Below are 14,560 nucleotides of genomic sequence, written 5' to 3' on the forward strand. Positions count from 1 at the left end.
CTCTGCTACCGTTAATGGCTAAAAAAAATCGCAATTTTAACACAGCTTAAGGTGATTAGGGAGACAAGTGTCGGATTTCACTTAGGGATAAAATTAAACTTTTTCTCTAAATTTTAATCTCCCGATAGATCGCCGAGGTTTTAATTCTGCCTGCTGCCTTCTGCATCTCTAGCTTTCTGCTTTCAAGGTGAATCTACCAGCAAATAGTAAACATTCTGATGGGTATGCGAAATGAGTTCAACTTTTGCCACCAACATGGATTCACAATCTGTTCTCCGCAAGGCTGGTTCTAAATCTATTGTCTTCATTGATTCCGACTTAGATGACTATCAAACTCTTGCCGGTGGCGTGCTTCCCGGTGCAGAGATCGTCATTTTAGATAAAAATGGCAACGGAGTCGAGCAAATCACTGCGAAACTGCAAACAATTTCTGCTGCGGGGGAAACTGTAGACGAAGTTCACGTTTTTTCTCACGGCAATTCTGGCAGCTTGCAGCTAGGTTCTGCAACCTTGAATTCGGATAATTTACCGCAATATGAAAGCCAGTTGCAACAGTGGCGAAATGCGCTAAGCGACAAAGCAGATATTGTGCTTTACGGTTGCGATGTTGCGGCGGGTTCGGGAAGCGATTTTGTCGATCGCCTGGGCGAGTTAACCGGGGCTGATATTGCGGCATCTAGCGATCGCACTGGCCGCGGTGGTAACTGGAATTTGGAATTTGCCAAGGGTGATATTGAAGCACCGCTAGCCTTGACTCCAGAGGCAATGGCGGATTATCAAGGGACTTTAGCAACTATTACCGTTACTAACAGTAATGATAGCGGGCCGGGTTCATTGAGAGATGCGATCGCCTCCGCAGCAGCCGGCGATACCATTGAATTTGCCTCCACACTTGCCAGCCAAACAATTACTCTCACTTCCGGTCAACTTGTCATCAACAAAAACTTGACAATTGATGCAGTTGGTGCAGCGAATTTAACCATCAGCGGCAACAATGCTTCGCGGGTAATCCGCACAGAAGGTGCAACAAATGTTACTCTAAAAAACCTGATTGTTGCCAACGGCAAAGTTTCTGGAACCGATCCGAATAATGAGGCAACTAGCGCCGGTGGTGGCATTCAAACAGGAGGTAGCAGCACTTTAACTTTAGAAAATTGCCAAGTCAATAATAATGTGGCCGGTTTTGGTGGCGGCATTTACACGGGTTTCCGCAGCACGACGACTGTAATTAACAGCAAGTTTAGCGGCAATGACGGTTCGCTAGCGGATAATACCGAACGCGGTGGCGGCGCGATCGCCACTAAAAGCGGCGGTGTTCTGACTATCAGAGATAGCGACTTTACCAACAACAAAGGCAGCTACGGCGGGGCTGTTAATAACCTGTTGGGCAGCATGACGATCGAAAACTCTAAATTCACAGGCAACCGCACAGAAAAAGGCGTTGGCGGGGCAGTTTACGTCGATGGCGCTAATGCTTCGGGGCCGAATGCAACCCCCGGCCCCGTTGCCGGAACTATTGCTATCCGCAACAGCATTTTTGATGGCAATATCGGAGCCAGAGAAGGAGGAGCGGGATTTTTATTTGGCTATCTTCAAGATAAGATAGTTTTGGAAAATAGCACATTTGTTAACAATAAAGCTGTTAAGGATCTAGCAGGAGTTGGAGGTTCTGGAGGCGCAATTCGTCACGGTAATGTGGATCTTACTGTAACAAACTCCACTTTTGCTAATAACCAAGCTGAAGATAATGGGGGCGGTTTGTGGTCAGGAGGGAATGGAAATATCAGCATTGTCAACAGTACATTTTCCGGCAACAGCGCTGCTAAGCAGGGCGGAGCAATGGTTGTCGCTAACAGAGATTCATTTTCGACTAACATCGTCAATTCGACTTTTGCTAAAAATACCGCTGAATTTTCGGGAGGTATTGCTAATTTTAACGATCCGGTGAAATCGCCAATTACTGTCAAGAATTCGATTTTTGATAGGAATACGGCAAGTAACTCTTTTAAAACTAGGCAGCACACTGGACGGGAACTCATCGATGGGGGAAACAATCTTCAATTTCCCGCTAAACTGACGGTGGGAGATCCTAATGATAGTAATGTTACGGCAAGTATTAAGATCGCAGACCCCTTACTCGGCCCTTTGCAAAATATTAACGGCGCTTTCGTGCTGCCCCTGCTGATAGGAAGTCCGGCAATTGATACGGGTACTGGTGCGGGCGCGCCGGCGACAGATCAGCGCGGTGTGAGTCGCCCTCAAGATGGTGATAATAACGGAAGTGCGATCGTTGATATTGGCGCTTATGAATTTAACCCTACAGTCACGCCGACTCCGACTCCGACTCCGACTCCCACGCCGACTCCGACTCCCACGCCGACTCCGACTCCGACTCCGACTCCCACGCCGACTCCGACTCCAACTCCGACTCCCACGCCGACTCCCACTCCGACTCCGACTCCAACTCCCACTCCCACTCCGACTCCGACTCCCACTCCCACGCCCGCGCCCACGCCCGCGCCCGCGCCCACTCCAACTCCAACACCGATTGCAGATGATTGCTTATTCGATGCAGTCAGCGCCCCGGAATTAAACTCTGCCACCATCACCCCCAACCCCGTCCAACAAACTATCAACGGCGGCGAGGGTACCGATTTCATCATGGGCGGTGTCATCAACGAGTCAATTAACGGACTTGCCGGCAACGATACTCTCTACGGCATGGGCGGCAATGACAACATTGACGGCGGCGCAGATAACGACTCACTCTTCGGCAATGAAGGCAGCGATTTCATCTCTGGCGGCGCTGGCAACGATACCATCTACGCTGGCAAGGATAATGACACTGTGGTTGGTGGTGAGGGCGACGACTTGTTGAGGGGAGATTTAGGCAATGATACAGTTGCCGGCGGTGTTGGCAACGACAGCATTTTCGGCGGCAAAGATGACGATATCTTGCTGGGTGAAGATGGAGACGACTACATTTTAGGCAACTTAGGAAATGACACAATTAATGCTGGAAATGGCAACGATATTGCCTTTGGCAATGAAGGTGCAGACCTGATTTTTGGCTTATTGGGAAATGATACCCTGTACGGCGGCAAAGAAAACGACAGTCTCGATGGCGGTGAGGGCAACGACTTGCTGTTGGGCGGCAATGAAAACGATGTGCTTTGCGGCGACATCGGTAACGATACGCTTTATGGCGGAAAAGGTAATGATATTCTCAGCGGTGGCAGCGGTGCCGATTTCCTTTCCGGGGATGTTGGGGACGATACTTTGACTGGTGGTTCGGGAAATGATGTGTTTTTCCTCAATCAAAGTGTGGGTAGCGACATCATTAATGATTTCCATAAGGGAGAGGATTTAATTGGGTTGAATTCTGGTTTGAGTTTTAATCAACTCAGTATTACTTCCAGCAACAATCAGACTTTGATTACTGTGACGGACACCAATCAATTGTTGGCGAAGCTTAACAATATTACCCCGGGTATTCTCAGCGCTAGCGATTTCATTACTCTGTAGTTATTATACTAAATCCGGTTTGTCTATACCAGCCCCGCCGCCAGCAGCAGGAAACCCTGGCCCGCTGACGATTACCTTCGATCGCCCGGTAGCGGCTGCCGGGACGCAAATAGCGGTAGATGATACTTTTTTATTCACTGCATCGATCTGGGCCTTTGACAGTAATAATAATTTGTTAGGCAGTTTTTCAACCCAAGGAACCTCCTCATTAGCCCTGGATAATTCAGCGCAATTTCTCGGAGTTCGCAGCGATGCTGCTAACATTTCGCGACTCGTCTATAGCAGTTTGGAGGGCGATTCCCTACCCTTCGGGAACCCCTGCGGGGAACGGGATAGCTTCGCTTCACGCGCTTTGGGCATCAATTCTCTCAGTATTGCCGAAGCCGTGCCGGAACCCAGCAGCATTGCTGCCACAATTGTTGCTGGATTGGGGTTGTTGGCAGTCAAAATTAAGAAACGCCTAGCTAAGGGTTTTTTACAGGGCTAGGTGTTGCAAGCGATCGCGTTTTTCCAAAAAGCGCGATCGCCTCCCATGTAGAAATTTATATTTTGCCGATTTAATAGTAAAATTTTGTTCTGACCGAAAATAACCAGGGTACAAGCCCCCGCATAAATCCGTGGGGTCGCTTTCTTCAATCTAAAATCTAAAATATAAAATCTAAAATCGATTGACTGTCACTTTAGTTTTCGCAGCTCGCTCATCTATACAATATCCTCTACTGCCTTTAACACAAAAATAAAATTTATGCAAGTCACTCGATTATGCGACTGGTAACTAACAGCTAGCGAGTGTTATTAGTTAGTGATTACTTAAGAAAAACAATTTAAATCAGGGACTGTCAAAAAATCGCAGAGTGCATTTCTACAGTTGTAGACATCAACAAGAGTGAAATGAGCTAGATACCCCCACCGCAAGGGTATCTGGTTTCGCCATTCTCACTCTGTATGCCAATGGAGATACTTCCCATGAATTCACAGACACCAAAGCGTCAGCGCGCAATTATTTTGACATCTGAAGGTATTGATAAATTCCCAGCAGCAAAAGCTGAGGTCAAAACTTACGATAATTGCTATCACCATTATACTATCGAAGTTTTAGGCGATCGCACTAACAAAGAGTCAGATAATTTCATTAAGGTATTAGTCAAGCAAATCTTGGATCGGGTAGGGGCGATAGTTGTGGAGATTGCAGGGCAGGTGCAATTCATGACTCAACGCGCCGAACAACTGTTGAATCAGTATTTTTTATCCCGCGCCCCACACTCATTGCCAGAACTATTACAACATTGGTTCAAGCAACAGATATCGCGACTCACATTCAACGGCAATATTCCATCTAGCTGTTTACCATTGTACATTCAACAAGCAGGCAGACAGTTGATCGTCCGTCTGATTCCCGATCCCATTGGAGAGCAATATCTCTTGCTGTTGGAGGAAGAAGAACTGCAATCATTCTCTATTTCGACCCTGGAATCGCTAGGACTCACCAAACGCGAGGCAGAGGTTCTTTTCTGGATTACCAAAGATAAAAGCAATGCAGGAATCGCTAAAGTGCTCGGTTGCAGCGAAGGAACAGTCCGAAAACATCTGGAGCATCTTTACGAGAAACTAAGCGTACAAACCCGGACGGCTGCTGTGATGGTTGCTCTGGAAAAGTTGGGGCTGCTGCCCAAGTAATTTGTTGCAATCTCTTCATAATCCTATACGCAGATCGTCGTATTGTTGCCCGAGTTGATGTTGAAGAAAATTACAGCATACACAAAGAAAGCAAACAGCGTCACCGTAGTTGCTGTTTGCCTGAAGAGTCTAATTGACAACAACTCAAACCTAAATGAAGGCGGCAAGATTATGGCAAACCATGAATTGATAGAACTCGACCACGATCCGTTGGAATTCCTAGATGGGGAAGGACTAGCCACCTTGGTTAGTCCAGAAGGTATGACGCAAGTTACGAGAGCAAATGAGCAGATGGCAGCCACTTTAGAGCTTCATGAAGCCCTCTCCGGTTGCTTTAGCATCATTGGACCGATCGCAATTTGTTATTCCAAAGTGAGCGATGGTTTTAAAGTCTGCCTGAAACTGGCAGGACTTGAGGTAGCCTGTGCCAATATAGGTCTCAATAAGTGCCAGACGCTTCAAGGCAATATCCTGTTAGCGAAGGCATCAATTGAAGTGTGTTTGCAAGGTAACTGTCTGACTTATAAAGCACAGGCTTGTTATCGGACGACTCCTTTCACGAATTGGAAGTGTGTTTCTAAGAGCGGCACGATTATCTGTTTGTAACTAGCTGCTTCACCGGAAACCCCACGCCATAAACGCAAGGTTTGGCGCTGGGGTTTCCGGCCGGATTTTGCACGCCACAGTCTTGTGAGAAAAAGCTATGCCAAAAACAGGCAAAATTTGTTGCACTGTCTTCATAATTCTATACGCGGATCGTCGTATTGCTCTCGAAATAAATTTTGATGATTATTAGATCGAACGCTATAGGGAGTCTGTAACCTGTTCCCCAAAAAATTCCACTACGGAGGTAAAAATGGAAACCAATAATGTAGACGCAACGGTCGATTTTGTCGATGTCGGTGTTCAGAAACAGGATGAGGCAGTTCGCGAAGGTCAATCAGATGCTAAACCGGGTATCGAAACTGAAACCTTGCTTCATACGCTACGCGCATCATCAATCTTCTCAGTGGAAAACAAAGAAGTTTTACCTCAAAAAAGCCAAGAAGATGCAACAGTCGATTTTGTTGATGTCGGTGTCCTGAAACAAGATGCGACAGCTCGCGAAGGTCAATCAGATGCTAAACCGGGCATCGAAAATCAAACATTGCTTCACACCCTACGTGCATCATCGATGTTCTCTGTGAAAAACAAAGAAGTTTTACCGGAATTTACCCGTTCTACCAAAGGGACATAGAACCGTATTCATTGACAATTACTCATTGTAAGAGGTGGAATATGCTCACAATTTGCAACAAGTATACACATGGTGTTTGGGTAGCTATTATGTACTATCGTCCCAACTGCCCCGATGGTGGGAATTGGGCAAAAAAAGGTTGGTGGCGGCTCAATCCTGGCGAATGCAAAGTGGTGTATGGGGGGAGTTTGCGTAGTCTGAATCGCTACTACTGCTACTATGCCGAGGCTGATAACGGAGCAAATTGGTCAGGGCCTTACGTGAGGCCTGTCCCTCCACAAGCATTTGACTGGTGTGAGTGGACAAGCAGCAGCCAAGCAACTAATGTCGGCTTCCGGTTGCTTGATATTAACAGTTACGACAATTTCACGCTGAATTTGACAGCATAAATCTGAGTGGCGTTGTCAAGTTAAATTTTTATTCTAAATTTAACTTGACAAATCAATCCCAACAGGAATCGTAACAGTTACGTAAGTAGTTGCAATATCTTCCTCATCCTATACGCGGATCGTCGTATTGTTCTCCCAATAAATTTGGATGATTATTAGATCGAAAGCAGTTATCTAGCTTCAGCAGATAGCTAGAAACTACTTCCCATTAACGTTGTTCAACAACAAGGAAATAAACTATGTCTTCTACAACAGAATTTCCGGCATCGACTTCGATGCTACAGCTTCCAACAACTCAGAAAAACCAAGAGGCTAACCTTGAAGAGGTGCGTCAATTTGGTATGTCTCAAGAAGGAGCTTCGGCCGCAGCATTTTTCGGTAATGGCTACCGTTATCGCCATGACTGGGGAAACCTCAATGGACAGCACATCTTGCCTCTCAATTGGGGCTTGATCGCACCCAACTCTCTCGTCTTCGTTGCTATTGGTGAAGGTGTACCTCCTGCTCCCGCTGCTGGAAAGTTTATCGGTGCTGCTCGATATACAGTCCATAACGTTGCCCCTAGCAACGGTGTTGTAAGTATTTGGGTCAACATCGAGTGGGGAAGCCCGATTCGGCTCTATGTTGACTATTTCGTATTCAACCCTTAGAAGCACGGATTAAATACAAGGCTGTTTCCGGGTGCATCTCACTTTGGCACATACATCAAATTGAAAGTTGACCGTTGAGATAAGCACAGCGAAGAGCAAGCATAGAGGAAACGTTCTCAATATTCCATTGCGCTCCCGATATTTTTACCCTTAATCCAATGCGTTTTATTGTTGATTCCACTGTTCCAGAACCAATCGAACTTATGGATTCTTCTTTGTAGTATTGGTAATTTACTATTCGGCAGCGATGGGTATCTAAATAATTGCAAAACGTTTTAAATGCTTGACCTTTAAAGTCTTTAAATAAATTTATAACTTCATCAACTTTGCCTTGCCATAACATATTTTCGGCTAATTTCAATCGTTTTATTGAACCCCCTACCTTGTAGAGATTTTCTTTCAGATGATACCAATCTAAGATTTCTTGTCTTTGTTCATTGTCTCCAATTTCTTTAAATATGTTCCAAATTCCGGCATGGCCATCTCCGAGGCAATACATAGGATGTAGTAATTTTTGGCTATTAGTCCAATCAATTAAATCTTGATTATTTTGAAAAAACGCTCCCGCATAAATATTATCTAAACACACGGCTTTATAGTCTTTCCAGTAACAGCTCTCGCCCTTGGTTGCGTTGCGTAGTCTGACTTTACCGCCATCCAATGTAATTTCTTTGACTCCTTGTTGAGATGTAGGCAATTCCAATTCTTGTCTTTTGACTAATCTTTGTAATGTACTGTGAGAAATTTTGATCCCAGTAAATTTTTCCAAATCTTTTTCTGCCATTTGATAAGATTCGTTAGCACTGATTAAAAGACAGCAATTTTCCATCAGGGGACTAAATTGACTGTAAGCTTTTAAGCCAAAATATTTTGCCTGATTATCTGTAATGTCGAGCGATCCGATTATTGATTTTATTTTTCGGGGTTTTCCTGTTTGAATTCCTGATACTGCTGAAAAAAAAAGCTACCTATTTCTGGACCAACCTCTGATAACATTTTCTGACGGACTGCTTTTTCTATACTTTCAAAAGTTTTTAACTCAGTTGGCTCTGTATTTCTGTAAAGAATTTTTGCTACCGCTTTTAAGTGGGCTTTTAGTTGTTGTTGGTCTGAGGGTGTCATTTTATTTACCTCATCTTTATTTGACGATTTTACTAGCTTTTTCATTTTAACTCTTTTTTGACACATTCGCAAAAGTGAGATGCACCCCTGTTTCCTCACAAGTCACAGCCTTGGAATTCAATAAATCTATTATCGCACTCAACGCATTATCCAACTCTAAATCAGAGGTATTTATGTCTGAACAACCTAGTTTTCCCCTCCCAGCAACTGCCCAAGCCGATGAAACAACAGGGCGTTACATTATTACTTTCCGCGAAGATGCAGTGACAGAAGGATTAGACCTCCTGAGCGACCAAACTGGTATCAGAGGACTGGCAAATGCTGCCGATTTCCCCGACTCTGCTCTAGACTTGAGCCAAATTGCAGCAGCAGGGGGAGCGGTGTTTCCCACTCTCGGCGTTGCCGTCGTCTCGTTAGACGAAGGGGGTTTCAGCAGCATCATGACCTCAGCGGGAGAGGATTCGGCTATTCTGGCGATCGAACCAGAGCGCACTTTCTACGCCATTGGCGATGGTTTGTCGGCAGACTACCTGCGGGCCTATCGCGATGCGGTGAATAACCTGTACGAGAAAGCCACTACTACAGAAGCAGCAGAAATCAGAGCCCAACAATGTTTTTCTGATGATAGCGAGTCTACTTGGGGTCTGAAGGCAACGAAGGTGATGAACTCTCTGTTGACTGGTAGTGGAATGAAAGTTGCGGTGCTGGATACGGGGATGGATCTCCAACATCCCGACTTCGCGGGTCGATCGATCGTGTCGCAATCTTTCGTGCCTGGGGAGGACGTACAAGATGGGTTCGGTCACGGTACCCACTGCATCGGGACAGCCTGCGGGTTCAAAGATCAGAACGGCCGCAGGTACGGGATCGCTCACAAATCGACCATTTATGTCGGTAAAGTGTTGAGCAATGCCGGTAGTGGCGCTGGTACATGGATTCTGGCTGGGATGGAATGGGCGATCGCCAACGGGTGTCAAGTGATCTCGATGTCATTAGGAAACACCAATCCAAACCCCTCTACTGCTTACGAAACAGTCGGCCGTCGGGCACTGCAAAATGGGTGTCTGATCGTGGCAGCCGCAGGCAACCACGGACCAACCAGAACCGTTGGACAACCAGCCAATAGCCTCTCGATTATGGCTGTTGCAGCCGTCGATAACTGCGTCCAAGTGCCTGACTTCTCGGCTACCTCTGACCTAGTTCGAGGAACTAAAGTCGATATCGCCGCTCCTGGAGTGAAAGTATACTCATCACTGCCTGTGGATAAAGGTCGTTATGATGCCTGGAACGGCACTAGCATGGCTACACCTCACGTAGCTGGCATCGCGGCCCTGTATGCCGAATCGACTGGTAAACGAGGTGCTGAACTTTGGCAATTGCTGACTTCCTATGCTATGGCGCTACCGTTGCCGAATACTCGTGTCGGAAGCGGTTTAGTACAAGCTCCGTAATGCAGAATACCCAAATCCCCGCAGCACTTTAAGCCTGCGGGGATCTAACTGAAGACAATTTACAATAGCGCAATGGATTTACTCCAAAGGATGCTAAATATGTCTGACGAACAAGTACAGCACATCATAGTAACTGTTGACGATCGAAACATATCGGTAATTCCATCGATTGTCGCTGCCTTAGAATCGGCGGGAATGAAAGTGGAGCAGGTGCTGCCTGTGATTGGTATCGTTACTGGAGAAGTTTCTCAGTCGAAGCTAGAAGAACTAAAGAGCGTACCGGGCGTGGCTAGTGTCGAGATCGATCGACAAATGCGGGCAATTTAAACTAATCAATCATTTAGGGGTTAGTAGATCCAGTTTTGCTAACCCCAAATAGCGAATGCCTTCTGGCGTCACGTCAAACCGGCAAGGCAAAACTTCGACACCTTCACTCATAGCCTGTCTGAACAATTCTCCGTAAAGGCGATCGGCACTATCCCCCGGAGCAAAATCAGTACAATCTCCGCGATTGATAAAATACAGCATTACAGCCCTCGAACCCTGTCGCACCACTTCCATCAATTCCCGCAAATGTTTCTGTCCCCTCTCCGTCACTGTATCCGGAAATAGAGCCAACTCCTCTTTTACCCAAGTTGTATTTTTCACTTCCAGAAAAATCGGTTTTTCCTCACCAGTTAGCCAAAAATCCACTCTACTTTTTTGATCGGTGCCGTAAACAACCTCCGGTTGAATTAAACTGTAATTGCCCAACTCGGGAAACAATTTCAATTCCAAAGCTAATTTAACTACTCGATTTGGCAGCCCAGTATTAACTCCCACCCAAGTTGGCACAGTGTCGCAAACTTTAATTAATTCCCAAGTATAAGCTAACTTGCGTTTAGGATTGTCGCTGGGAGATACTAGCACTGGATTGCCCGGAATGTAAACACCAGTCATCGGGCCAGTATTCGGACAGTGCGCCGTGATTATTTCTCCCGAATCTAGTTCAATTTCGGCAAAAAATCGCTTGTAACGTTTGATGAGAATTCCGGGTAAAAGAGGAGGATATTTGTAAATTAAGCCAGTCATTCGATTTTAGATTTTAGATTTTAGATTTTAGATTTGCAATTTTAGATGGGCGGTTTTTGATGATTGGCGATTTTTGATTGGCGATTGGCGATTTTACCTCTAACCGAATACCTGGTTCCGAAGTTTTGAAATAAGTCTGGGAAGTCACACAATCAGTCATCAGTTATCAACTATATGTTATTTCTCGGCTTTTACCAACTCATTTGTTTTATCACTTTTAGATTGTAAATTGTAGGTTTGAGATTTGAGATTAACGCATGATAGCACGAGACGGCGGTTGGTAGTTAGGACGAATAGTCCCGATCTATTATTGAATTTACGCAAGTCAGTAAGATCGATAAAATTGGTATAAGCGCAATTCCCCCTAGAAGTTTTATGATATGATTCTCCCGATTCGCGATTAAAATAAGTGAATCCTTTTAGCATTAGCGTTTGTAACCATTTGTGTCCCAATTACAGAAGCCCTCTCGTTCCCTCGCAGGGATTGCCGGCATTGTGGCAGTCGCCACTCTAATTAGCAAAGTCTTTGGATTGGTGCGCCAAATTGCGATCGCCGCAGCCTTTGGAGTCGGCGTCGCCGTCGATGCCTACAACTACGCCTACGTCATCCCTGGTTTCTTATTTATTTTGCTGGGAGGGATTAACGGGCCATTTCACAGCGCCATAGTCAGTGTTTTAGCCCGCCGGGATAAAAAAGAAGCAGCGCCCTTAGTCGAGACTATCACCACCTTAGTCGGGGGCTTGTTGCTGTTGGTGACGATCGCTTTAATTATTTTTGCCGATCCGCTGATAGATTTGGTGGCACCTGGATTAAATAGAACAGTAGAAGGTTTACAAATTAAAGCAATTGCCGTCCAGCAATTTCGGATTATGGCGCCGATGGCCTTACTTTCAGGCTTAATCGGCATTGGTTTCGGTACTCTCAACGCCGCCGATATGTACTGGTTGCCTTCGATTAGTCCTTTATTTTCCAGCGTTGCACTTGTCGGCGGTTTGGGGATTCTGGCACTGCAACTCGGAGACAAAATTATTCAGCCGGAATACGCATTAATTGGCGGCTTAGTGTTAGCTTGGGGAACTTTAGCGGGTGCAGTTTTGCAGTGGTTGGTGCAACTGGTGGCGCAGTGGCGCGCCGGCTTGGGAACATTGCGCTTGCGGTTTAATTTTAAACGGCCGGGAGTGCAAGAAGTAATTAAGGTGATGGTTCCTGCTACCTTATCATCAGGAATGCTGCAAATTAATGTCTATACTGACCTATTTTTTGCATCCTACATCCCTCAAGCTGCCTCTGCGATGGGTTACAGCGGCTTGTTAGTTATGACGCCTTTAGGCATCATTTCTAATGTAATTTTAGTGCCATTTTTGCCGATATTTTCTCGCCTCACCGAACCAAAAGATTGGCCGGAATTAAAAGATAGAATTCGTCAATCTTTAATTTTGACTGCCCTGACAATGCTGCCGCTGAGCGCTTTAATGGCAACACTTGCCGGGCCGATCGTCCGCGTGGTTTACGAACGCTATGCTTTCGATCGGTCAGCCTCGGAGTTTGTCACGCCGATCTTGATGGCTTACAGTATAGGAATGTTTGTGTATTTGGGTCGCGACGTTGTGGTACGGGTATTTTACGCTTTGGGAGACGGAGAAACTCCTTTTCGCGTCAGTATTATCAATATCTTTTTGAACGGACTGCTGGATTATTTGTTAGTAGGAGCTTTTGGCGCGCCCGGATTAGTTTTGGCGACGGTGGGAGTGAATCTTATTTCGATGGTTATGCTTTTGTACTTATTAGATAAAAAGCTGGGCGGCCTGCCTTGGGGGGAGTGGAGTTTGCCTTTTCTGGGGTTGACTTCTGGCAGTTGTTTAACTGCTTTCGTTACCTTGGCTACTCTGCAAGCCTGTCAAAGAGTTTTGGGTACTGAAGGTTTGGTAATTCAATTAGTGCAGTTGAGTGTGGCAAGTTTTGTAGGGTTAGGAGTTTTTGCCCTGTTTGTCAGTCAGATGAAGTTGCCGGAAGTTGATATGTTTGTCGATCGCATTCGGGGGCGTTTTCGCAAATAAATAAAATTATCGGGGCGGGTTAAGGGCGAACTACCAGGCACAAAACCCACAATCTGCGTACAAAACCCGCCCTTTACTACATCTTCCGCTGAAATTCTTCAAGCACATCCATCAACTGAACTTGACACTGCATCGGAATCAAATCTGCCAGCGGCACTTCCCGCTTGCCGCCGCCCAATTTGACTGGAATTCCTTGCAAAACTTGTCCAACTTTGTCAGCATCTAAATTGCCATCTTCCAGCATTGAATAAAGTTGTTGGGCAACAACGGTATGCAGGTGGGCGTCATTGAGATACAAATGCCACTTGGCAATGTCAATGTAGACATTTTCGCCGATTTCGGCTGCTAAGGATTCGATCGCCTGTGTAGTATTAGCCATATCAAAAAAGCCAAAAGTTATTTGTTATCCATCAAAAGACTTAACAAATCGCCGACAACTGCCTTCAGCCAGAATCTTTGGTGAGGGGCGAATAATCGGCGATCGCAAAATGGTAAATCGCGTGGGCCAAAACTACTAGAGCCCATCCACCCGTTACCGAAATTGCCCAAGGCCAATCAGCCTTTTGCAAATTGTGAACAAACCACAAACCTGAATTGGTAGCAGAAAAAAGACCGACGTGGATAGCAAAATTCATCCTGTCATCTAACCGACGGTACTCTGGATCGTTGCGATCGGGTTTGCGGGGCCAACGAGGAGGCATAGTTTTTCACTTGAAATTAGTAGTTCAGTGCCTATTTTAATCATAAGTGCAGCTTTTTGAATGCTGCATCCCTCTTTCGGCATGAAACTTATGCCTCTACATTTTCATAGTCTCCAGACTTGCCGCCACTTTTACTCACCAGTCGAATCGATTCAATGGCGATCGACTTTTCCAATCCTTTGGCCATATCGTACAAAGTCAGCGCCGCCACCGAAACCGCCGTCAGCGCCTCCATTTCCACCCCTGTTTCCGCCTTAATTTTCACCGTCGCCCGAATTTGATACCCCGGCAACCCAGCATCCGGCATTACCTGCACCTCCACGCTACTCAGCGGCAGAGGGTGACACAGAGGAATCAAATGTGCAGTCTGTTTCGCCGCCATAATTCCAGCCAGCCTTGCAGTACCCAACACATCACCTTTCGGCGCATTCCCCGCTTCAATCGCCGCAAAAGTCTCCGGCAACATCCGCACCCGACCCGCAGCCACAGCTTGCCGCACAGTCGGCACCTTCGCTGAAACGTCCACCATTTGGGCTTCCCCGCTGTTGTCGAGGTGAGTTAGCTGTGCCGCATCGGGCAATTTAGAAAAAGTTTGCGAAAGGTCTTGCATTATTTTGGTAATGGTGTTAATGTTAGATTCTGTGAGAAAAGAACTTAATCAATTTTAGATTAAATCTCA

Annotated in this window: 15 protein-coding genes; 10 read left to right on the forward strand and 5 right to left on the reverse strand. The window is 46.0% G+C overall.

What is annotated here, in order from left to right; translation table 11 throughout:
- Positions 1 to 231 precede the first annotated feature (231 nt).
- The 7 genes from OSC7112_RS02725 to OSC7112_RS36820 all read left to right on the forward strand — a co-directional run bounded on the left by OSC7112_RS02725 (position 232) and on the right by OSC7112_RS36820 (position 7,478).
- Positions 232 to 3,525, forward strand: a complete 3,294-nt coding sequence (locus OSC7112_RS02725; RefSeq protein WP_015174458.1) for a DUF4347 domain-containing protein — start codon at positions 232 to 234, stop codon at positions 3,523 to 3,525.
- 19 nt (positions 3,526 to 3,544) lie between these two features.
- Entirely contained in the window at positions 3,545 to 4,012 is a 468-nt protein-coding gene (locus OSC7112_RS02730; RefSeq protein WP_051041467.1) for a PEP-CTERM sorting domain-containing protein, read from the forward strand.
- 479 nt (positions 4,013 to 4,491) lie between these two features.
- Positions 4,492 to 5,202 (forward strand): response regulator transcription factor, encoded by a 711-nt coding sequence (locus OSC7112_RS02735; RefSeq protein ID WP_015174460.1) that lies wholly within the window; start codon positions 4,492 to 4,494, stop codon positions 5,200 to 5,202.
- A gap of 57 nt (positions 5,203 to 5,259) precedes the next feature.
- Positions 5,260 to 5,808, forward strand: coding sequence for a hypothetical protein (locus OSC7112_RS02740; protein ID WP_015174461.1), 549 nt, complete (start codon positions 5,260 to 5,262; stop codon positions 5,806 to 5,808).
- A 250-nt stretch (positions 5,809 to 6,058) separates the two neighbouring features.
- Entirely contained in the window at positions 6,059 to 6,439 is a 381-nt protein-coding gene (locus OSC7112_RS02745; RefSeq protein ID WP_015174462.1) for a hypothetical protein, read from the forward strand.
- Between the two features lie 41 nt (positions 6,440 to 6,480).
- Positions 6,481 to 6,828: a DUF1036 domain-containing protein gene (locus OSC7112_RS02750; RefSeq protein WP_015174463.1), complete on the forward strand. Its 348-nt coding sequence runs from the start codon at positions 6,481 to 6,483 to the stop codon at positions 6,826 to 6,828.
- A gap of 239 nt (positions 6,829 to 7,067) precedes the next feature.
- The gene (locus tag OSC7112_RS36820) at positions 7,068 to 7,478 is read left to right on the forward strand and encodes a hypothetical protein (RefSeq protein ID WP_015174464.1); all 411 of its coding nucleotides are present in this window, start codon (positions 7,068 to 7,070) and stop codon (positions 7,476 to 7,478) included.
- 55 nt (positions 7,479 to 7,533) lie between these two features.
- Here OSC7112_RS36820 and OSC7112_RS02760 read toward each other — a convergent pair.
- Positions 7,534 to 8,600 (reverse strand): ISKra4 family transposase gene (locus tag OSC7112_RS02760; RefSeq protein ID WP_150111641.1). Its coding sequence is split into 2 segments (ribosomal slippage): positions 7,534 to 8,432 and positions 8,432 to 8,600, totalling 1,068 coding nucleotides; the frame shifts between segments, so codons are not numbered across the junction.
- 173 nt (positions 8,601 to 8,773) lie between these two features.
- On the opposite strand from OSC7112_RS02760, the gene OSC7112_RS02770 reads away from it, so the two are divergent.
- The gene (locus OSC7112_RS02770) at positions 8,774 to 10,051 is read left to right on the forward strand and encodes a S8 family serine peptidase (RefSeq protein ID WP_015174465.1); all 1,278 of its coding nucleotides are present in this window, start codon (positions 8,774 to 8,776) and stop codon (positions 10,049 to 10,051) included.
- Between the two features lie 99 nt (positions 10,052 to 10,150).
- Entirely contained in the window at positions 10,151 to 10,378 is a 228-nt protein-coding gene (locus OSC7112_RS02775) for a hypothetical protein (RefSeq protein ID WP_015174466.1), read from the forward strand.
- A 9-nt stretch (positions 10,379 to 10,387) separates the two neighbouring features.
- Here the strand turns inward: OSC7112_RS02775 and sfsA are convergent, their stop codons facing one another.
- On the reverse strand, positions 10,388 to 11,122 hold the full coding sequence (sfsA, locus tag OSC7112_RS02780; RefSeq protein ID WP_015174467.1) for a DNA/RNA nuclease SfsA: 735 nt from the start codon (positions 11,120 to 11,122) through the stop codon (positions 10,388 to 10,390).
- A gap of 444 nt (positions 11,123 to 11,566) precedes the next feature.
- Between sfsA and murJ the strand changes: the two genes are divergently transcribed.
- Positions 11,567 to 13,180 carry a murein biosynthesis integral membrane protein MurJ gene (gene murJ / locus OSC7112_RS02785; RefSeq protein ID WP_015174469.1) on the forward strand — a complete coding sequence of 538 codons (1,614 nt, stop codon included), beginning with the start codon at positions 11,567 to 11,569 and terminating at the stop codon, positions 13,178 to 13,180.
- A gap of 76 nt (positions 13,181 to 13,256) precedes the next feature.
- Here murJ and OSC7112_RS02790 read toward each other — a convergent pair whose 3' ends face one another.
- From OSC7112_RS02790 to moaC, 3 genes are all read right to left on the reverse strand, one after another.
- The gene (locus OSC7112_RS02790) at positions 13,257 to 13,559 is read right to left on the reverse strand and encodes a DUF3181 family protein (protein WP_006633891.1); all 303 of its coding nucleotides are present in this window, start codon (positions 13,557 to 13,559) and stop codon (positions 13,257 to 13,259) included.
- Between the two features lie 64 nt (positions 13,560 to 13,623).
- Complete coding sequence (locus OSC7112_RS02795; protein ID WP_006633890.1) at positions 13,624 to 13,881, reverse strand: 2TM domain-containing protein; 258 nt, start codon at positions 13,879 to 13,881, stop codon at positions 13,624 to 13,626.
- An 88-nt stretch (positions 13,882 to 13,969) separates the two neighbouring features.
- On the reverse strand, positions 13,970 to 14,491 hold the full coding sequence (gene moaC, locus OSC7112_RS02800) for a cyclic pyranopterin monophosphate synthase MoaC (RefSeq protein ID WP_015174470.1): 522 nt from the start codon (positions 14,489 to 14,491) through the stop codon (positions 13,970 to 13,972).
- Between the last annotated feature and the right edge of the window lie 69 nt (positions 14,492 to 14,560).

It is taken from the genome of Oscillatoria nigro-viridis PCC 7112 (assembly GCF_000317475.1).
Taxonomy (GTDB): domain Bacteria; phylum Cyanobacteriota; class Cyanobacteriia; order Cyanobacteriales; family Microcoleaceae; genus Microcoleus; species Microcoleus nigroviridis.